The organism is Kovacikia sp. CALU 1929, assembly GCF_056784235.1.
Map to the genome: position 1 here is coordinate 131,704 of NZ_JBXBCF010000115.1, position 18,505 is coordinate 150,208.

Annotated in this window: 16 protein-coding genes; 9 read left to right on the forward strand and 7 right to left on the reverse strand. The window is 51.4% G+C overall.

The annotated features are described in order from the left end of the window. Positions 1-7: 7 nt before the first annotated feature. Together secA and AC1S52_RS32035 are read right to left on the reverse strand one after the other, a co-directional pair. The gene (gene secA / locus AC1S52_RS32030) at positions 8-2,842 is read right to left on the reverse strand and encodes a preprotein translocase subunit SecA (RefSeq protein WP_482033105.1); all 2,835 of its coding nucleotides are present in this window, start codon (positions 2,840-2,842) and stop codon (positions 8-10) included. Positions 2,843-2,950: 108 nt separating this feature from the next. Continuing rightward, positions 2,951-3,553: a diheme cytochrome C gene (locus AC1S52_RS32035; protein WP_482033106.1), complete on the reverse strand. Its 603-nt coding sequence runs from the start codon at positions 3,551-3,553 to the stop codon at positions 2,951-2,953. 281 nt (positions 3,554-3,834) lie between these two features. Here AC1S52_RS32035 and AC1S52_RS32040 point away from each other — a divergent pair, with 281 nt between their 5' ends. The 4 genes from AC1S52_RS32040 (at position 3,835) to AC1S52_RS32055 (ending at position 10,201) form a co-directional block, all read left to right on the forward strand. Next, the gene (locus AC1S52_RS32040; protein ID WP_482033107.1) at positions 3,835-4,305 is read left to right on the forward strand and encodes a GNAT family N-acetyltransferase; all 471 of its coding nucleotides are present in this window, start codon (positions 3,835-3,837) and stop codon (positions 4,303-4,305) included. Positions 4,306-4,432: 127 nt separating this feature from the next. Beyond that, positions 4,433-5,788, forward strand: a complete 1,356-nt coding sequence (locus AC1S52_RS32045) for a P-loop NTPase fold protein (RefSeq protein WP_482033108.1) — start codon at positions 4,433-4,435, stop codon at positions 5,786-5,788. Positions 5,789-5,807: 19 nt separating this feature from the next. Then, positions 5,808-10,025, forward strand: a complete 4,218-nt coding sequence (locus AC1S52_RS32050; RefSeq protein ID WP_482033109.1) for a CHASE2 domain-containing protein — start codon at positions 5,808-5,810, stop codon at positions 10,023-10,025. Beyond that, positions 10,025-10,201 (forward strand): hypothetical protein, encoded by a 177-nt coding sequence (locus tag AC1S52_RS32055; protein ID WP_482033110.1) that lies wholly within the window; start codon positions 10,025-10,027, stop codon positions 10,199-10,201. The genes AC1S52_RS32050 and AC1S52_RS32055 overlap by 1 nt, the downstream gene beginning before the upstream one ends. 76 nt (positions 10,202-10,277) lie before the next feature. Here the strand turns inward: AC1S52_RS32055 and frr are convergent, their stop codons facing one another. The 4 genes from frr to speB all read right to left on the reverse strand — a co-directional run bounded on the left by frr (position 10,278) and on the right by speB (position 13,099). Beyond that, positions 10,278-10,826, reverse strand: a complete 549-nt coding sequence (gene frr / locus AC1S52_RS32060) for a ribosome recycling factor (protein ID WP_482033111.1) — start codon at positions 10,824-10,826, stop codon at positions 10,278-10,280. Beyond that, on the reverse strand, positions 10,813-11,541 hold the full coding sequence (gene pyrH / locus AC1S52_RS32065; protein WP_482033112.1) for a UMP kinase: 729 nt from the start codon (positions 11,539-11,541) through the stop codon (positions 10,813-10,815). Before pyrH ends, frr begins: the two co-directional genes overlap by 14 nt. A gap of 109 nt (positions 11,542-11,650) precedes the next feature. Continuing rightward, positions 11,651-12,187: a thioredoxin family protein gene (locus AC1S52_RS32070; RefSeq protein ID WP_482033113.1), complete on the reverse strand. Its 537-nt coding sequence runs from the start codon at positions 12,185-12,187 to the stop codon at positions 11,651-11,653. 3 nt (positions 12,188-12,190) lie between these two features. After that, entirely contained in the window at positions 12,191-13,099 is a 909-nt protein-coding gene (gene speB / locus AC1S52_RS32075; RefSeq protein WP_482033114.1) for an agmatinase, read from the reverse strand. Positions 13,100-13,378: 279 nt separating this feature from the next. Between speB and AC1S52_RS32080 the strand changes: the two genes are divergently transcribed. The 3 genes from AC1S52_RS32080 to AC1S52_RS32090 all read left to right on the forward strand — a co-directional run bounded on the left by AC1S52_RS32080 (position 13,379) and on the right by AC1S52_RS32090 (position 14,856). Beyond that, entirely contained in the window at positions 13,379-14,293 is a 915-nt protein-coding gene (locus AC1S52_RS32080; protein ID WP_482033115.1) for an alpha/beta fold hydrolase, read from the forward strand. Further along, complete coding sequence (locus AC1S52_RS32085) at positions 14,272-14,460, forward strand: hypothetical protein (RefSeq protein ID WP_482033116.1); 189 nt, start codon at positions 14,272-14,274, stop codon at positions 14,458-14,460. Before AC1S52_RS32080 ends, AC1S52_RS32085 begins: the two co-directional genes overlap by 22 nt. Before the next feature lie 147 nt (positions 14,461-14,607). Continuing rightward, positions 14,608-14,856, forward strand: a complete 249-nt coding sequence (locus tag AC1S52_RS32090) for a hypothetical protein (protein WP_482033117.1) — start codon at positions 14,608-14,610, stop codon at positions 14,854-14,856. A gap of 263 nt (positions 14,857-15,119) precedes the next feature. Here the strand turns inward: AC1S52_RS32090 and AC1S52_RS32095 are convergent, their stop codons facing one another. Then, positions 15,120-15,674: a hypothetical protein gene (locus tag AC1S52_RS32095; RefSeq protein WP_482033118.1), complete on the reverse strand. Its 555-nt coding sequence runs from the start codon at positions 15,672-15,674 to the stop codon at positions 15,120-15,122. Positions 15,675-15,883: 209 nt separating this feature from the next. Between AC1S52_RS32095 and AC1S52_RS32100 the strand changes: the two genes are divergently transcribed. Both AC1S52_RS32100 and AC1S52_RS32105 read left to right on the forward strand, forming a co-directional pair. Then, entirely contained in the window at positions 15,884-17,254 is a 1,371-nt protein-coding gene (locus AC1S52_RS32100; RefSeq protein ID WP_482033119.1) for an AAA family ATPase, read from the forward strand. A 287-nt stretch (positions 17,255-17,541) separates the two neighbouring features. After that, positions 17,542-18,498: a pentapeptide repeat-containing protein gene (locus tag AC1S52_RS32105; RefSeq protein ID WP_482033120.1), complete on the forward strand. Its 957-nt coding sequence runs from the start codon at positions 17,542-17,544 to the stop codon at positions 18,496-18,498. Positions 18,499-18,505: the final 7 nt, after the last annotated feature.

Here is an 18,505-nt window from a genome sequence, read left to right on the forward strand (position 1 = left end):
GCCGAATCTAGACGACCTCTGAGGCTGCCGTAGCCGCAGGCTGAATTTGAGGCTGGAACTGGAACACTGAGTAAACAACATCCCGTCGGATCTCAGTCATCATTTCCAGGAAGAGTTCGTAGCCTTCACTCTTGTACTCAATCAGCGGATCTTTCTGTCCATAGCCGCGTAAGCCGACTGACTCACGTAGCGCATCCATCTGTTGCAGGTGCTCACGCCACAAGGTATCAATCCGCTGAAGGATGAAGAAGCGTTCTGCCTGCCGCATTAGACCAGGTTGGATCTGGTCGATTTGAGCTTCCTTGAGGTCGTAGGCGATCCGCACCTGTTCGTGCAGAAATGTCTTGATCTCACTAACGCTCATATCTTCCAGGTGATCTGGCTCTAGATCTGACAGCAGATAAATAAACTCCTGGACTTTGCTGACCAGACCTTTCAAATCCCACTCTTCCGGCGGCAGATCAGGGTTAATCTTTGCCTCCACAATGTCGTTCATTGTGAGTTCGGCGTATTTGATCACCTGCTCTTTCAGATCCTGCCCTTCCAGGACACGACGGCGTTCGGCGTAGATGGCACGGCGCTGGTTGTTCATCACCTCGTCATACTCAAATACCTGCTTCCGAATGTCGTAGTAGTAGGTTTCGACTTTCTTCTGGGCACCCTCCAACGATCGCGTCAGCATCCCAGATTCAATCGGCATATCTTCCTCAACCCGGAAGGCGTTCATCAAGCCAGCCACGCGATCGCCGCCAAAGATCCGTAGCAGGTTATCTTGCAGGCTGAGGAAGAATTTGGTGGTGCCAGGGTCACCCTGACGGGCAGACCGTCCTCGCAGTTGGTTGTCAATCCGGCGAGACTCATGGCGCTCCGTACCGATAACATGCAGACCACCCAACTGCACCACTTCTTCATGTTCATGGCGGGTGTAAGCCTCGTATTCCTGAAGCACACGATTGTAGACTTCCCGCAATTTTTGGATCACTGGATCATCGGTGGGTGCTTTTTCAGAGGCGACGGCAACCCGATCTTCTGCTTCCAGTTCGGGCAAAGACCGCTCACCATAGGTTTGAACGGAAAAATCAACCGCTGCCTTCAGCAGCTTTTCAGTCTCCTTCGTAAGTTGGGTTGGGTAAATCTGGGGCGATGCCTTCCAGGTTTTGACCTTCTTCCCAGGAACGAAGCCCTGTCCACCACCCCGTTTGTGTTCAGCACCGGGGACATCTGTAACGCCAAAGCTGTCTTCATCCTCTGGCTGCACGATACGCGGCATGAAATATTCCCGTACCTTCAGGCGTGCCATATACTCGGCATTACCACCCAGAATGATGTCCGTTCCCCGCCCTGCCATGTTGGTGGCGATCGTCAGTGCGCCCTTTCGTCCTGCCTGGGCAATGATTTCCGATTCCCGCTCAACGTTCTCTGGCTTTGCATTCAACAGGTTATGGGGAATCTTGCGCTCGTACAGCAGGCGCGACAGCAATTCTGACTTTTCCACACTGGTTGTACCGACCAGCACCGGGCGACCCAGTTCGTGCATCTCAACACACTCACTGGCGATCGCTTTCCACTTGGCATCCTCTGTCTTATAGACCACATCAGAAAGGTCTTTCCGAACATTGGGACGGTTCGTGGGAATCGTTGCAACTTCCAGGTTATAAATCTTACCAAACTCGGCTTCCTCAGTCTTCGCGGTTCCTGTCATCCCTGCCAGCTTGGGATAGAGGAGGAAAAAATTCTGATAGGTAATGGTTGCCAGGGTTTGGGTTTCCGGTTGAATTTCAACCCGCTCTTTTGCCTCGATCGCCTGGTGCAGACCATCACTCCAGCGTCGTCCCGGCATCACCCGTCCCGTAAACTCATCAACAATCACAATTTCGTCATTGCGGACGATGTAATTCACATCGTTGATGAACAGTTCCTTTGCCTTAATCGCGTTGAAGATATAGTGCGCCCAGGGATCTTGGGGATCAAACAGGTCCGTCATTCCCAGCATCTTCTCAGCTTCAATGAAGCCCTCATCCGCCAGGATGACGTTCCGCTGCTTTTCGTCCACTTCATAGTGACCATTGGGGTCGTCTTCGTTCTCTTTGCGGATCAGGGCTGCGGCAACTTCCGATGCCCGGATGTATTTCTCACTGGGACGCTCAACCTGTCCTGAGATAATCAGAGGAGTCCGGGCTTCGTCAATCAGGACGGAGTCAACTTCGTCAATAATGCAATAGTTGAACGGCCGCTGCACCACATCTGCCATGGAGGTTGCCATGTTGTCGCGCAGGTAATCAAACCCCAATTCGCTGTTGGTGGCATAGGTAATGTCGCAGCTATAGTTGCGCTGGCGCTCAGGCTGGCTCATATTTTGCTGGATCAGCCCAACGCTTAAGCCCAAAAACCGGTGAATTTGCCCCATCCATTCAGCGTCTCGCCGTGCCAGGTAATCGTTCACGGTGACAACGTGAACACCCTTTCCACTCAGGGCATTGAGATAGGCGGGCAGGGTTGAAACCAGGGTTTTCCCTTCCCCAGTTTTCATTTCAGCAATATGTCCCTTAACCCGTCCCCCTTCGTTATCGTGCAGGATCATGCCGCCCAGGACTTGAACATCGAAGTGGCGCATGTTCAAAACGCGATGCCCAGCTTCCCGGACCACAGCAAAGGCTTCCGGCAACAGGTCATCCAGGGACTCGCCCTTTTCAATCCGCTGTCTGAACTCTACCGTTTTGCCCTGAAGCTCCTGGTCAGACAATGCTTTAATTTCGTCTTCGAGGAGAGTAACCTCCGTGACGATGGGCTGGTATCTTTTGAGTTTACGTGCGTTGGGGTCGCCGAAGAGAGTCTTTAGCATGGCAGAAAGTGATAAATTTCCAAAAAAACTTGAGCAAGGCAAAGGATTGGAAGTAGGAAAGCTGAAGGCTGAAATGTCCTTTCGATTCATCCTTCATCCTTCAGCCTTTCAAGGGGCGTTCTGCCACTCACTGCTTAAGGTTCGGAAATCGTAGTTGCCTGCACCGGGATGACAGGAAATGCAGCTAGAAAGACCAGGTCGTGATGGTAGCTTGACTCGCGGATGGAGGATTTTGAAATGGTTGGACTGGTATAACCGATAGGGAGTCTGTTGCTGTTCAGACTGGGGACGGGAAGCGTAGCGGATGTATTCCCAAACGATTTGCAGGTACGGGCTGGTCAATGGCTGAAGGTCAACCCCGTAATGCTGAGAGTCCTGTAACAACTGTCGCCACGTTTCCGTGGGCATGACAGCGGGTGGTAAGCCAAGATGGCAGGTGGCACAGTTTTCCAGGTAAAGGGTTTGCCCTGCTTTAAGGCGATCGGGCACTGCGTCTACCGTACCGATCGCGGTACCAGAGACCGCAGCTTCAGATGGATTTGTTTCTTGAGCAATCCGGTTGACAACAGACGGTTCCGCTGCCAGGGACAATCCCCAACCCAAACAAATGCTCCAAATTAGCAGAAGTAGGAGCAAAACAGTAATGGATCGTCCCCGACGGGGTGGACGCTGTTTAGCACTTCTAAAGTGGGGACGAACCGAATAACGCACGCTTTACCAGGAAAACTGAGGGAACTAATGAATCCTTCGCAAGTTAGTAGGCAACCTGATCCAAACACACCTACTCTTGTGTATTTTAGCGACTCTGCTGTGAGAATTTCATGGTTTTCTGACAGTGACCACAAATTCACGTCCGTTCAACCCCTGTAAACTGGCTGTTCCCGTCTTTCCAATCTCTAAAGCATGGGCAGAATCCACCATCTGCATGAACCAGACTTCGGAAAATTGCACTATTTTGAGGATGCACACCCTATTGTTTCTCAATAGCCAGGATGGATTGTCGTCATATTCAGTTTTGTGACCAGAAGGAACGGATAGACCTGGAACAACTTAGAACATTGTTGAAACTGGCGGCGTTTTGGGCAAAGGATCGACGGGCAGAGGATTTGGCGGTGGCGATCGCTAACAGTGAGCCGGTGATTACCGCCTGGGACAGGGAACAACTCATTGGTTTTGCCAGAGCCACGTCGGATGGCATCTACCGGGCAACGATTTGGGATGTAGTGATTCATCCCCACTACCAGGGGGCAGGTTTAGGACGTAGATTGGTGGAAACCGTACTTGCCCATCCTCGCATGAGCCGAGTCGAGCGCATTTACTTGATGACCACCCACCAGCAGTCGTTCTATGAGCGGATTGGGTTTGAGTGCAATTCCAGTACGACGATGGTGCTGCACAATCCGCTGGTGGCGAATCCCTCAGAGTTACTAGCCGTGATCAGCGGGGAGCAGGTGGGCAAGTGAAGGGTTGAGAGCAGGGGAAGTAGGCTAAAGGCTGTACGGCTTAATATTTGAGAAGGTTTGAGATTTGTCTACAAATTCTCTGGTTAGAGTTAGCCTATAACCATACAAATCTCTTGTCGAAAATTCTATGACTATCGATTTAAAGAGGTTCTTTCAGGCAACCAACCCCAGTAAAACCTTAGTTGCAGGGAACCTTGAGGATCAAAAGTTTTATATTGACTTTTCTTCCGTGCGAGGCGGCAAGATTATTGAGGAGTTGAGGGAGAATATTACCTTCTTCTCGCCGGATGAACCAACCTGTGTGCTGTTTACGGGGCACATTGGCTGTGGTAAGTCCACGGAGTTACTGCGGCTGAAGGCAGAACTGGAGCAAGAAGGATTCCATGTTGTTTATTTCGAGTCTAGTGAAGACCTGGAGATGGCAGATGTGGACATTGGCGATGTGCTGCTGGCGATCGCCAAGCGGGTGAGTGAGAGTTTAGAACAGGCAAATTTAGACACGCAGGCAACAGGCTTTCGAGCCTTGTTAGCGGCAACTAAGAAAGTGCTGCTGACAGATGTAAATGTGAAGGCGGGGGTCAATCTGCTGGGTACCAAAGTTGGAGTGGATACAGATCAGCGACAAGTCTCCCTATCCGCTGGAATCGCTGAACTGACCCTGGTGGCAAAGAATGACCAGACCCTGCGCGATCGCCTGAATCAGTTTCTCGGACCCCAAAAAAATAAGCTGCTGGATGCCATCAATCAGGAATTGCTGGAGCCTGCGATCGCTCAGTTGAAACAGCGGGGAAAGAAGGGGCTGGTGGTGATTGTCGATAATCTGGACCGGATCGACAGTCGGGCCAAATCCTTTGGGCGACCGCAACAGGAATATCTGTTCATTGACCAGAGTGAATGTCTCACCCGGCTTCGTTGCCATCTGGTCTATACGATGCCGCTGGCACTGAAGTTCTCGAATGAGTATGGGATGTTGACCCAGCGTTATGAGGAACCAAAGGTACTGCCAATGGTGCCCTTGCAGTTTCGCGATGGGCAGGCATGTGTTGAAGGACTGACCCTGTTGCAACAGATGGTGATGGCACGGGCGTTGCCTGAGTTGGAGGAAAGTAGGCGGTTGGAAAAGATCCCAGAGGTTTTTGATAGTCCGGCATCATTGGAACGGTTGTGCTGCATCAGTGGTGGGCATGTGCGGGATTTGCTGCGGCTATTGAATGATTGGATTAAGAAGGGAAGGCAGGTTCCCCTTTCCCGTGAAATGCTGGAGGAGGTGATTCGTGCCCGCCGCAATGAGATGATGATGCCCATCTCCGATGATGAGTGGGAGTTGTTGCGCCAGGTACGGCAGCGGAAGAAGGTGAGCGGCGACCAGGGCTACCAGACACTGATTCGGAGTCGGTTAGTGTTTGAGTATCGCGATCGCGGCGAGTCCTGGTTTGATGTCAATCCTATCCTGGCAGAGGCGGAGGAACTCCAGGGGGACTAAAACAGTGGAGTAGAAGGCGATGAATGACCCGGTCGATTCCCAGGAGATGATTGTTCACAACCAGCAGGCACTGGAGGAACTGGCGTGGGCGATCGAGTCTTCCGCCGGGAAGTTTTCGCTCATCCTGGCACGGTGTAATTATGCAAAGTTGCGCGATCGCATGGTTCAGCAGCTTCACCAGATCTGTACGATGCCGTTGCAGGAAATTGCGCTCCAGCCTGCCAGTCAAACGCTGTATACGACTATTCGGGATGCCCTGGGCAACGAACCACCGGGAGGAGTACTGGTTTTTGGATTGGAGGCGGTGAAGGATCTGGATCATCTGCTGAGCCTGACGAATCAGGTGCGGGAAGAGTTTCGCACCCATTTCCCCTTCCCTCTGGTGGTGTGGGTCACGGATGAGATTCACCAGAAGTTGATGCGGCTGGCTTCCGATTTTGAAAGTTGGGCGACGACCACTGAGTTCACCATTCCCCCGGATGCCCTCCTGTCTTCTCTTCGGCAGGGAGTGGATCGGCTGTGGTCCCACCTGCTACAGGAGAAGCCTGAACTTTCCTTTATGGATCTGCTATCCCAGGTGGGAGAATTGGGCTTTTTACATCGGGGAGAACTAAACGCTGCCTTGCAGGAGCTTGAGGCAGGGCAGGTTTTGCTGGAACCCCAGTTACAGGCTGACCTGGCATTGGTACAGGGTTTATGGGTCGAGGATGATCGGGCGGCAATGAGCCAGCTTGAGCAAAGCCTGAGCTTCTGGCAAAACCGGGAAGAGGACGGCAAATCTCAGAACCAGGCTGCCACCGCTCCCAATGCTCAACTCAAGCGGGGGCTGATCCACTACTTCCTGGGGCGGCGTGGCTACAGCCTGCTGGATCAGACAAAAGAGCCGCCGCCGGATTGGGAAACTATCAGTACATCGTTAAAGCAGGCGATCGCCCAGTTTGAGCAGGCAAACCGTCCTGATCTGGTTGCCAAATGCCTGAATCGACTGATGCGGGTACTCAACAGTCAGCAGCACTGGAGCGAGGTAGAAACCCTGGCGCGGCGATCGCTGGATCTGCAAGCGGTGGCTCCCAGTTCGTTTCGGCTGGTCTATGCCCAGGGCTTTCTGGCGGAGGCAATGCTGCGGCAAGACCGAGCAGGGGAGGCATACGACCTTGCCCGCCAGGTATTGGAAACGGTGAAAACCCTACCGCCGGAAAGCCAGTGGCTCCGTCCCCTGTACCTGCTCTATCTAGCGTGGGCAGCGCGGAAGCTGGGCAAACCTCAGGAGGCGATCGCTCATCTGGTGGAAGCCAGGGAATTGGGAGATCAGGGACAACCCACCATCTACCGCCATATCCTGGAAACCTTGGGAGAGCTTTACTTTGAGCAGAAGCATTACCTGGAGGCGTTTGAGGTCAAGCGAGAGCGACTGTCAATTGAGCAGCAGTATGGGATTCGGGCGTTTGTGGGAGCGGGACGGTTACAACCGAAGCGGGAGGCAATCAATCCAGAAAAGCTGGAGGCTGGGCAGATACCTGTGCGTCCGAAGGGGATGGTTGCCCCCGAAATTGCCACAGCGGGAAGGCAGCAAGACCTGGAGCGACTGATCGAACGGATTGGACGCAATGATTATCGTTTGATTGTGGTGCACGGCAGTTCGGGGGTGGGCAAAAGTTCGCTGGTCAATGCGGGGCTGGTGCCTGCTTTAAGGCACCAGGCGATCGGCTACCAGCAAAATTTACCCGTCGTCCTGCGGGTCTATACCCACTGGGAAGAGGAGCTAGACCGACGACTAACCCCAGCCCTGGGCGACGATTCTGTTGACGGACACAAGCCCACGGTGGAAACCCTGGTCGAGAAACTGCGCCATCTGGAGCAACGGCACCTGCGCTGCATTTTGATCTTTGACCAGTTTGAAGAGTTCTTCTTCACCTATCCCAGACCGGAACAGCGTCGTCCCTTCTTCCAATTTCTGGCGGGTTGTTTGCAAGTCCTGTCAGTCAAGGTGATTCTGTCTTTGCGAGAAGACTACCTCCACTTCATGCTGGAATGTGGTCGGTTGGGAGGGGTTGAGGCAACTGGCATCGATATTCTGAGTCAGAATGTGCGCTATTACCTGGGTAACTTTTCCGCTGCCGATACCCGCGCCATTATCCAGAACCTGACGGAATGTGCCCGCTTCTACTTGGAACCGGATCTGGTGGAGCAACTGGTCCAGGACTTAGCCAGTGATTTGGGCGAGGTACGCCCGATCGAACTTCAGGTGGTGGGGGCACAGCTCCAGGAAGACCAGATCACAACCCTGGTGCAGTACCGGGCGCTGGGAGACCAGCCCAAGGAAACCCTGGTGGAACGCTACCTGCAAGCCGTGGTGAACAGTTGCGGTCAGGAAAACCAGCAGATGGCGGAACTGGTATTGTATCTGCTAACGGATGAGAAGGGCACCCGTCCCCTGAAAACCCGCGCCGAATTGCAGAAAGAGTTGCAGGAGTTTGCCGCCCACCGGGTTGAAACGGATCAATCCCTCGATCTGGTGCTGCGTATCTTTGTCGATTCTGGATTGGTGCTGCTGTTACCGGAAGCTCCAGAAGACCGCTATCAACTGGTACATGACTATCTCGCTGCCTTCATTCGCCAGCAAAAGGGATCTAAACTCAGTGAGTTGATTAATGAACTCGCTCTAGAGCGCAAACATCGACAGCAGGCAGAGTTACGGGAAAAGCTGAGCCAAGACAGGCTAACTCATATAGAACAGGCAAACCAAATTCTAGCGGATGTGCAAAAGAAAGCCAGTCGTGAAGCAGCCTACCCAAAAAGCTGGATCAGTTTGAAGGCTGGAGTGGCAGCTTTAGCAGTAGCAGGTTGTGTAGGAATCATACGCCTCACCGGAATTTTGCAGACATGGGAGTGGACAGCTCTGGATCAGTTTTTCTCTCTACGTCCGTCAGAACCGGTGGATAAACGACTTGTGGTAGTGGGTATTGACGAAGCTGATTTGCAAAAAGCGAAGCAGTGGCCCCTGCCCGATATTACGATGGCTCAACTGCTACAAAAGATTCAAACCTACCAACCCCGTGCCATTGGACTGGATATTTATCGGGACTTACCCGTTGAACCCGGTCATGCAGAACTGCTCAAGGCGTACAGAGAGATACCTCACTTAGTTGGCATTGAACAGATTAAGGATCGGGACAGTGCGGGTATACCGGCACCTCCAATCCTGGGCGATCGCGGTCAGGTCGGGTTTAATAACTTGATTTTTGACGCGGATGGCAAAGTTCGGAGAGGGCTACTGTACTGGACAGTAGACGACGGTAAAACTCATGAAAGCTTAATTCTGAAACTGTCGCTACTCTATCTCAAGGCAGAAGGAATCACTCCCCAACCAGCGATCAGTAACTCTGATTATTTACAGCTTGGAAATGTAGTGTTTCGCCGCTTTGAAACAAACGATGGGGCTTACATTCGGGCAGACGATGGCGGGTATCAAATTCTGGCTAATTTGAGGGGACCTATCAACACCATTCCCACGGTATCCATGAACGATGTGCTAGAAGGACGTGTGTCGCCAGCAATGCTACGAGATCGGATTGTGTTGATTGGCTCCACTGCGATTAGCTTGAAGGATTTCTTTTACACGTCCTACAGTCATAGCCTTGGACAATCTCCCCAACCCATCTCTGGGGTAGAACTCCAGGCACAGTTTGTCAGCCAGGTACTCAGCGCTGCACTGGATGAGCGTGGAATGATCCAGGTTTGGGCTGAACCATTAAAGTGGTTGTGGATTGTGGTGTGGGCATATTTAGCTGCCGAGGTAGCCTGGAAAATACGCTCGTCTCAGAAGGGGATTTTAGTAGTCGTTCTACTGGGTTTTGGGTTGATCATCATTTGTTACAAGGCATTTCTGATGGGCTGGTGGGTTCCTCTTGTGCCAGCCCTATTAGCTATTTTCTCATCCGCTATAACCATTGGGCTGTTAAAAGCGAATGAGCTAGAAAAGCTACGATTGCAGCGTACAACAGAGTTACTTGCTGAAGTTCACCGCCAAAACTCCTTTGTTGGATGTTTAGCAATTGAGTTTTTTATAAGATCAATTAGTGATCCAAAGACTATCCAGAAAGCGCGCTCGATTGTTGAGGTATCAACAGAAGATTTCCAGCCAACCTTACCTGAAAATGATGAATCTGTAGACCGATCGCCCCCGAAGGCTCCATCGCCTACTACCGTGACAGCCGAGGAATTGCCAGAGCGTTGATGGGTGACACCCAGGGGGCAATTACCGACTTTCAAACCTTTGTTGCCTGGACTCAAGATAAACCAGACTGGAAAGAGAACAGGGAACGCTGCCAACGCTGGATTGAGAGCCTCCGCCGCTCACCCAACCGCACGCCCTTCACTGAGGAAGACCTGAAAGATTTATGGGATGACTAGACCGTGGCGACCATCAAGGTAACAATCAGTCCAATCTGTGAAGTTGGTTATCAACAAGTTCTCAACAAAACCAACATCAAACCGTCGTAATATCCTTCTCTTTCTCAGTCAGTAGCTCGTCTACCTTGGCAATATACTTGTCCGTTAGCTTTTGAATTTTATCTTGAGTGTCCCGTGCTTCGTCTTCAGAAACGTCGCTACTCTTTTCCTGCTTACGAACCGAGTCAACGGCATCCCGACGAATATTGCGGATAGAAACCTTGCCTTCTTCAGCAAACTTGGCGGCAAGTTTGACCAGTTCCTTACGGCGATCGCTGGTCAAGGGCGGAATGTTTAACCGGATGACCGAACCGTCATTGTTGGGAGTTAGCCCCAAATCGGACATTTGAATCGCTTTTTCAATTAAGCCCAGGCTGCTGCGGTCAAAGGGCTGAATCGTAATGGTTGAAGCGTCCGGGGTATTAATACTAGCCAAAGACTTGAGGGGGGTCGGCGCACCGTAGTATTCCACCGTGATTCGATCCAGAAGGGATGAATTTGCCCGCCCGGTGCGGATGGTATTGAAAGACCGTTGAGTTGCCTCAACTGACTTGTGCATATGGTCTTCAATGTCAGCTAACTTCACAAAAACCTCCGACAAGGGTTCCAATCTGTTCTCCCATCACGGCCCGACGCACGTTCCCTTTAACTGAGAGGTCAAACACAATGATAGGGATATTATTGTCCTTACATAAGGATATGGCAGTACTGTCCATAACCCGCAGATCTTGGGTCAAAATATGTCCATAGGTGAGTGTTTGAAACCGACGGGCTTGAGGATTAACCCGTGGGTCAGAATCATAAACACCATCTACTTTAGTTGCTTTGAACAGCACATCTGCACCGATTTCAGCCGCCCGCAGGGCAGCCGTCGTATCGGTGGTAAAGAAGGGGTTGCCGGAGCCTGCCCCAAAGATAACCACACGTCCCTTCTCCAGATGACGCATTGCCCGCCGCCGAATATAAGGCTCTGCAACTTCTTGCATGGAAATTGCAGTTTGTACCCGTGTGGGTACATCCATCCGCTCTAGAGCATCTTGGAGGGTCATGGCATTCATCACGGTGGCAATCATACCGATATAGTCAGCCGTTGCCCGATCCATGCCCGAAGCCGCGCCTTTTACGCCTCGGAAAATATTACCGCCACCAACCACAATCGCAATTTGAACACCGCTAGCAGCGACATCCGCTACTTCCTGGGCAATATCTTGAACAATCGTTGCATCAATGCCATAGGAAAGATCGCCCATCAGGGCTTCGCCGCTTAGCTTTAGTAGAACCCGCTGGTAAGTTAATCCCATGTGGTGATTACTGTCTCTACTCCAGTCTGTACCTAAACCTTAAGATAGCACTAAGAGGCAAGTCGTCAGGCATACCTAATATAGGTAGATGGTGTTAAATTCTACACCATTACGTCCGCCACTTTACTGAGCAACCAACCGCTTCTGTACTGGTGGGAGTAATCGACTCTCCATTCAGAATTTTGGCGATCGCATCTCGCAAGTAGTTGACCCGAACCGAGCCTGCATCATTTGGGTTATCGTCAATGCACCCGCTGTAGCAAAGAACCCCTTCCCGATTTAAGAGAAAGACATGGGGTGTTTTTTTAGCTCCAAAGGTTTGGGCAACATCCTGAGTCTCGTCTCGCAGGTAGGGAAAGTTCAGATGATTGTCAGATGCAAAACTCTTCATATTCTCGTAGCTGTCATCAGGAAATTGCTCCGCATCATTGGAGTTGATGCCAATCAGGGTAAACCCCTGGTCTTGAAACTCTGCCTGTATCTGCTTCAGGCGATCGACGTAGAGCCGCACATAGGGGCAGTGATTGCAGATAAAAACAACTCCTACCGCTCGAAATCGCTCCAGGTAGCGGGCAAGGTGATGAACCGAGCTATCAATTCCCGGTATTTCAAAGTCTGGAGCGTAACCGCCAATCAAAGTACCCATGAACTACCATCCCTTTGCCATTGCCTGATATCCAATCAGTTTATAGACCAATTTAGCGGCAGTGAACTCTGAAACCACGGAATCTGTGATGGGGGCAAGTTCCATGACATCACTTCCAATCACCTGATGACGTTCAAAAATATGCTGTAAAAAGGTAAGCAGGGTATACCAGTTCAACCCACCAGGCTCAGGAGTGCCCACACCGGGGATCAGAGTTGGGTCAATGCCATCCAGGTCGATGGTGATAAAAACTTTTTCAGTCTTGATGCTGCCCAGTGCCCGCTCCATCCAGTCTGGTTGGGTGGCAATCTCCCGCGCCCGAATCACTGCCAGATGCTTTTGCTTAATTAGATCGGCTTCTTCCTTACAAATGCTGCGAATACCTATTTGTAAGGTCGGTAAGCCCATGTCCAGGACGCGCCGCATGATGCAGGCATGGTTATGGATTGAGCCTTCATACTCATGTCTCAAATCGCCGTGGGCATCGACCTGCACAACTGTAAAAGCTTCATCAGGATAAGCCTGACGGCATCCCTCAACGACTCCCGTGGTAATGCTGTGTTCTCCCCCCAGGGCAATCACGAACTTACCAGCTTTGACCAGTTTAGCGACAGTTTCTTGCGTCACCTTCAACATTTCTTCCGCCGGGACTTTACGATTGTGGCGCGTGTCGGCGATCGCCCCATGCGTCCAGATCCCCACTTCCCACATCTCCCGGTCAAGCTCTTCGTCATAGACCTCAACCTGCTGAGACGCATCTAAAATCGCCGCAGGACCATTCTCGCAACCCCGACGATAGGTAGTAGTGGCTTCGTAGGGAATCGGCAGAATTACAGCACGGGCATTGTCATAATCCACCGCAAAGTCGCTACCGAGAAATGGCAAATCGGAAACAGGCGTTTGCACCAGCATGGCAGGAATGAATTAAAGTAACACTCAATCCTGACACAGACTTTGCTGAATCGGCTACTGAGGGGTGAGGGGGGTGAGTAAGAGTTGAGAGTTGAAAATGACCAGTGACCAGTGACCAGTGACCAATGACCAATGACCAATGACCAATGACCACCTTCTAACAACTAACAACTCCTCACTCCTCTCCCCTCCCCCTCTCACTCTTTCAAGTTTTGTTAAGAAAAGTTTGGCAGAATAGAGGGAGAAAGGCTGGCTATTGGGTTTATTTACGACGCTTCCATGACTGCAACCACTTCTTCCGCAAGCTCCGCGATCGCCACCAAGACCTGGCTCTGGCAGGGATTTCCGATCACCTATCAGACTCAGGGTAATCAGGGACCCGCTGTAGTAATGGTTCATGGTTTTGGGGCATCCCTCTGCCACTGGCGCAAAAATCTGCCAGTGCTGGCATCCACCTGTCGGGTCTATGCTCTGGATTTGATTGGGTTTGGCGGGGCGGCAAAGCCTACTCCCGGTCCCCTCAAACCTGGTGAGCAGGTGGAATATACCTTTGAAACCTGGGGGCAACAAATTGCCGACTTTTGCCGGGAGGTGGTGGGGGAACCTGCCTTTCTGGTTGCCAACTCAATTGGCTGTATTGCCATCATGCAAGCAGCCGTGGACAACCCAGACATGGTTCGCGGGGTTGCCATGATCAACTGCACCCTGCGTCTATTACACGATCGCCGCCGTGCCACCCAACCCTGGTTTAAACGGCTGGGTGCTCCCCTACTCCAGCGCATTCTGAAGCAAAAGCGAATTGGCAAAGCGTTCTTTAACCAGCTTGCTCGGACTGAAACCGTTCGCAAGATTCTACTCAAGGCATATAGTTGCAAAGATGCGGTTACGGATGAACTGGTTGAACTGCTGCTGGCTCCGGCGAGGGATTCTGGTGCGGCGGAGGTGTTTCTGGCATTTACGGGCTATTCCCAGGGACCCTTACCAGAGGATTTGTTGGAAGTGTTGCCCTGTCCGGCTCTGATTCTGTGGGGCGAAGATGACCCCTGGGAGCCGATCGCCTTGGGTCGAGAATTCATTAAGTTCCCCCAGGTGCAAACGTTCATTCCCCTGGCGGGAGTCGGTCACTGCCCCCAGGATGAAGCGCCGGAACGGGTCAATCCCATTTTGCAGGAATGGATTTTGAAGCAGGCTTAGCAGGTGATAGGTGTCAGGTTGGCACCGTAAGCTTTTCACCCGTCTTGCCGATTTTAGCGGAACCTATCATCCACAGCGAGAGGGACGATCGCACTGCATTGCCATTCACCCCAGACCAGGAATTGCGATGTCTAATTGCGATCGTCCACTTAGGGATAAGGATTTAATAACCTGCAATTTTTGCCCTCACCCTAGTGCAGCAAGGCGGAAGTTCGGCAACCGTAAGGCATGGTAGTTAGATTTACGCCACAGACTACTAGCCCTCTCCCCCAGGAGCTACTGTGTATACACAAGTGTGAAAGTTGAATCGGTAGGTGATCGCAGAGTCAACGGTGAATGCCAAAACCCTGCTTGGGGGGCAGCCCCCCAATCCCCCCGTTGCAGAGTTTTTACGGGTGAGAACACGAGACAAGCTTTGTCAGTTCTCACCCGTAAAACAGGTTGCGTCCCCCGCACCCCCTCCAAAACGATGCGATCTCGGCGTGAATGGCAACCCTCATTCCACTGGGTCTTCAAGCAATGGCATACGGGTGGCAAGGGGAGCGGTTGTCTTTGAAGTTTGAGGCATTTTTGACCGATTCCCGTCACGCTAGACTTGAAGCCCCAACGCTAGACCCTTTCGGGGGTTTTGGGGGAGTTAGGACCCCAAAAGGCGGGGGACTGGGGGGAAGTCCCCCAGAGCCAGTTTCTAACGAAGCCGAGATCTGTATACACCGTAGCCCCCAGGAGAGGGAACAAGAAGCTTACTCCCTTCTCCTTGGGAAGAAGGGTTGGGGATGAGGGCAGACGCAATTGCAAGTCTCGCAGGTTATTTAATCCACGTTTCTTAGTGTTTTTTTAAGATCACAGAATCAGAATCTGTTGAGCGCCCCTCCGAATCAACAGGGTGCATTTGAATCACTAATTGGGCACGACGGGTTTTGCCACAAGGCTCTGCACTCATGCAATCATTGACCGAACGAATCCCGTAGACCAACCGCATTCGTTGATTGATAAACTGCTGCGAATTTTCGCATAGTTCAAACGTGGCTCCAACGGTTCGTTTGACTCCAGTCTCATCCTTGAACGTGATGTAGCACATGAGGTCACCCTGCTGAATCTCCTGAATCTCCCCAACTTCGGGTTCCAGATCAGACAAATCGTTTGGCGTAGGGTCTTTCGCAATCCTGGAAGGAGGTTGCCCAGCAGTTTTTCCAGCATTCGGTTGATCAATTGCAGAGAGTTTCTGATTTTGAGAATTTGCAGGTTGTAAACTGGGGGCAACCGTTTCCCCTTGGGTGGGTTGCGTCGTTCGAGCGGCGGTGTCGTTACAACCACCCAGGTTAACCGAGGCAATCATCAACGCGATCGCAGAAAAAACAGGAATGTGAGTAGCTTTCATAGAAACGATATGGTGAGTAGAAGCCAGTTTTGAACGAGAAGTCGAAACAGCACGATTCAGAACAGATTAACGAACCATAACCTGTTCCTAGCCGCTATCATGCACAAGGCAGGTCAAACAAGACAAGAATTTAAATCCCCAACCGCTTTCTGAACCATTGCATAGCAACCAAAAATTAATTTAAGGAGCCAGATGTGGAAACCAGGGAAGTGAAACGAAGCGCTCGCGATCTCTATAAAGCCCTGGAGCCATTGCTAGAGGTTAATGCAAACTACGAAACGCTAATCCTGAAAGACCTGGCAAAAATTGTTCAAATTTGCGGGCGTGGAAAAGGAGATATTACCTCCCAAGAGTTGCTGGCATTTTTGCTGGTCTATGCCCTGATTAAAAACGACTCCGAAAAGCTCAATGCCGCTATTTCTCTGTGGGACACCTCCACCGAGATCTGTCAGAAATACCAAAAAGAAAGCCTCCAACTCATCCTCGACCTGACCCACGAAACTAACCAGAAAGATCAGTTGGTATTACCCTCTGCCTTAAACCGACTGGATGAGGAAAAGGGCACCCGCTTTCTGGATAAAGTGGTCAACGCCTTCTATCAGTTCGCCCAGGTCATTATCAAGGTCGATGACCGACGCACCATGCAAGATCTCGATGCCCTCGCCCTGATCTGGAAGCTGCTGCACACTTATGATGCGGAAGTAGAAATTCCACCACCAAAAGGCGCAGATGGTAGCCTGATGTTCCATACAGAAGGGCTGGAGGAAGTGCTGAATGAACTCCATCAGTTGATTGGATTGGACAACATCAAAGATGAGATCCAAACGCTGACAAATTTCTTGAAAGTTCAACGGGTGCGAGTGGAGCAGGGGTTGGCAAAAACAAACGTCTCTCTCCACTCTGTATTTTGCGGTCCTCCCGGCACCGGAAAAACGACTGTTGCCCGGTTAATGGGCAGAATTTTTACAGCCCTCGGCTTTTTAGAAAAAGGACACCTGGTTGAAACCGATCGCGCCGGTATGGTCGCATCCCATATTGGTGGCACGGCAGAGAAAGTGTCCAAACTTGTAGAGTCTGCTCTGGATGGAGTCTTGTTTGTCGATGAAGCATACGCCCTGGAGACAGGTTCAGAGAAGGACTTTGGGCAAGAGGCGATCGACACGATGCTCAAACGCATGGAAGACTATCGCCAGCGGCTTGTGGTGATTGTGGCTGGTTATCCCGACGAAATGCAGACCTTCCTGGAGGCAAACCCCGGTCTAAAATCCCGCTTTAACCGCTACTTCTACTTCAATGATTACACCCCAGAGGAACTGGTTGCCATCTTCAACAAATTCTGCAAAGACAGCCATTTTGAACCCACTGAAGCTGCCAGCGAAAAACTATACGACTTGTTCAATCAGCTATACGACAGCCGCGACAGAACCTTTGGCAATGCCCGCCTAGCACGCAACCTGTTCGAGAAAACCATCGAGCAGCAGGCAAATCGGTTGGCAGTCATGCCCTCCCTGACCAAAGAAATCCTGACTACCATCCTGCCAGAAGACATCCCAAACCTGAGCCGGTTAATCTCTCGGTAGTTCCACGCTTAATCCTGGCTTCACTGTTCTGTAAATACCTCATCGGGGTAAAAAAACGTGAGTAGAATCACACCCGTCTGGGAATACTGGGAGCAGGACTTTTACGGTAGCAACAGGGTTTCTTGCAGGAGTCAATTTCTACTGGCAGCAAGCCAGCAAGTTTAGAACAGTAGACAGGACTGACGGGTGACTTCTGGTTTCTTCTTGAGTCCTCGCACCCTGATACCTGACCCTGACACCTGGCACCTGCTCATACAGTTTTGGTGGCAGCTAGAGGTACGAAACAAATGGCTGACGAGGGACACCTTGCCCTACTCAAGCAAGGGGTGGCAACATGGAACGAATGGTGGCAAGATCATCCCAGAAATAAGCCCAACCTCGAAGGTGTCAACCTCAAGGAGACCAACTTGAGGGAAGTCAACTTTTGTCGGGCTGATCTGCGAGAAGCAACGTTTAGCCGTGTAGATTTCAGCATGGCGAACCTTGAAGGGGCAAACCTGGGGATTGCTACGCTTGAAGGGGCAACCCTTTACACAGCCGTTCTCTATAAAGCGAACCTGCGCGAGGCAAATCTGTACAAAGCCGACCTGCGCGAAGCCGACTTGAGCCAGGTCGATCTCAGCATGGCAAATTTACGCGAGGCAAATCTCTGTACCGCTGTGTTGGAAGGCGCTACCCTTTATACAGCCATTCTCTACAAGGCAAACCTTTGGGAAGCCAGCCTCTACAAAGCAGACCTGCGCGAAGCCGATTTCAATATGGCAACTTTGCGGGAGGCAAACCTGAGCATGACGAACCTCAGCATGGCAAACCTCTGTATGGCGAATTTGGTAGGGGCAACCCTCTATGGCAGCAATATGAGCCGAGCTAACCTGAAGTTGGCGAACCTCTGCATGACTAATTTGATTGATGCCAATCTGCACCAGGCAAATCTGGTCAACGCCACCCTAATAGGCGCAAATCTCTACAAAGCGTCACTGGTCAGAGCTAACTTACGGGAGGCGGATCTGCGGGAAGGCACGCTCAGCATGACTGATTTAAGCGAAGCCAGCCTGATTAGCGCCAATCTGAGTCGAGCAAATCTGCGGGAAGCCAATTTAAGTCAGGCAAACCTGAGTATGGCAGACCTGGGAGGAGCGAATCTCCACCGGGCAAACCTGAAGGATGCAAATTTGAAAGGAGCGAATCTCCAGGGCGTTTACCTGAAGGAGGCAATTATGCCAGATGGGAAGGTACATGATTAGTTCGCCC

Excerpts from the sequence above, each read along its gene's own strand:
- AC1S52_RS32085 (WP_482033116.1), top strand. The coding sequence starts at position 14,272 with ATGGATTTTGAAGCAGGCTTAGCAGGTGATAGGTGTCAGGTTGGCACC.
- speB (WP_482033114.1), bottom strand. The coding sequence starts at position 13,099 with ATGCTGGTGCAAACGCCTGTTTCCGATTTGCCATTTCTCGGTAGCGAC.
- AC1S52_RS32045 (WP_482033108.1), top strand. The coding sequence starts at position 4,433 with ATGACTATCGATTTAAAGAGGTTCTTTCAGGCAACCAACCCCAGTAAA.
- AC1S52_RS32080 (WP_482033115.1), top strand. The coding sequence starts at position 13,379 with ATGACTGCAACCACTTCTTCCGCAAGCTCCGCGATCGCCACCAAGACC.
- AC1S52_RS32040 (WP_482033107.1), top strand. The coding sequence starts at position 3,835 with ATGGATTGTCGTCATATTCAGTTTTGTGACCAGAAGGAACGGATAGAC.
- AC1S52_RS32105 (WP_482033120.1), top strand. The coding sequence starts at position 17,542 with ATGGCTGACGAGGGACACCTTGCCCTACTCAAGCAAGGGGTGGCAACA.
- AC1S52_RS32095 (WP_482033118.1), bottom strand. The coding sequence starts at position 15,674 with ATGAAAGCTACTCACATTCCTGTTTTTTCTGCGATCGCGTTGATGATT.
- AC1S52_RS32050 (WP_482033109.1), top strand. The coding sequence starts at position 5,808 with ATGAATGACCCGGTCGATTCCCAGGAGATGATTGTTCACAACCAGCAG.
- AC1S52_RS32055 (WP_482033110.1), top strand. The coding sequence starts at position 10,025 with ATGGGTGACACCCAGGGGGCAATTACCGACTTTCAAACCTTTGTTGCC.
- pyrH (WP_482033112.1), bottom strand. The coding sequence starts at position 11,541 with ATGGGATTAACTTACCAGCGGGTTCTACTAAAGCTAAGCGGCGAAGCC.
- secA (WP_482033105.1), bottom strand. The coding sequence starts at position 2,842 with ATGCTAAAGACTCTCTTCGGCGACCCCAACGCACGTAAACTCAAAAGA.
- AC1S52_RS32070 (WP_482033113.1), bottom strand. The coding sequence starts at position 12,187 with ATGGGTACTTTGATTGGCGGTTACGCTCCAGACTTTGAAATACCGGGA.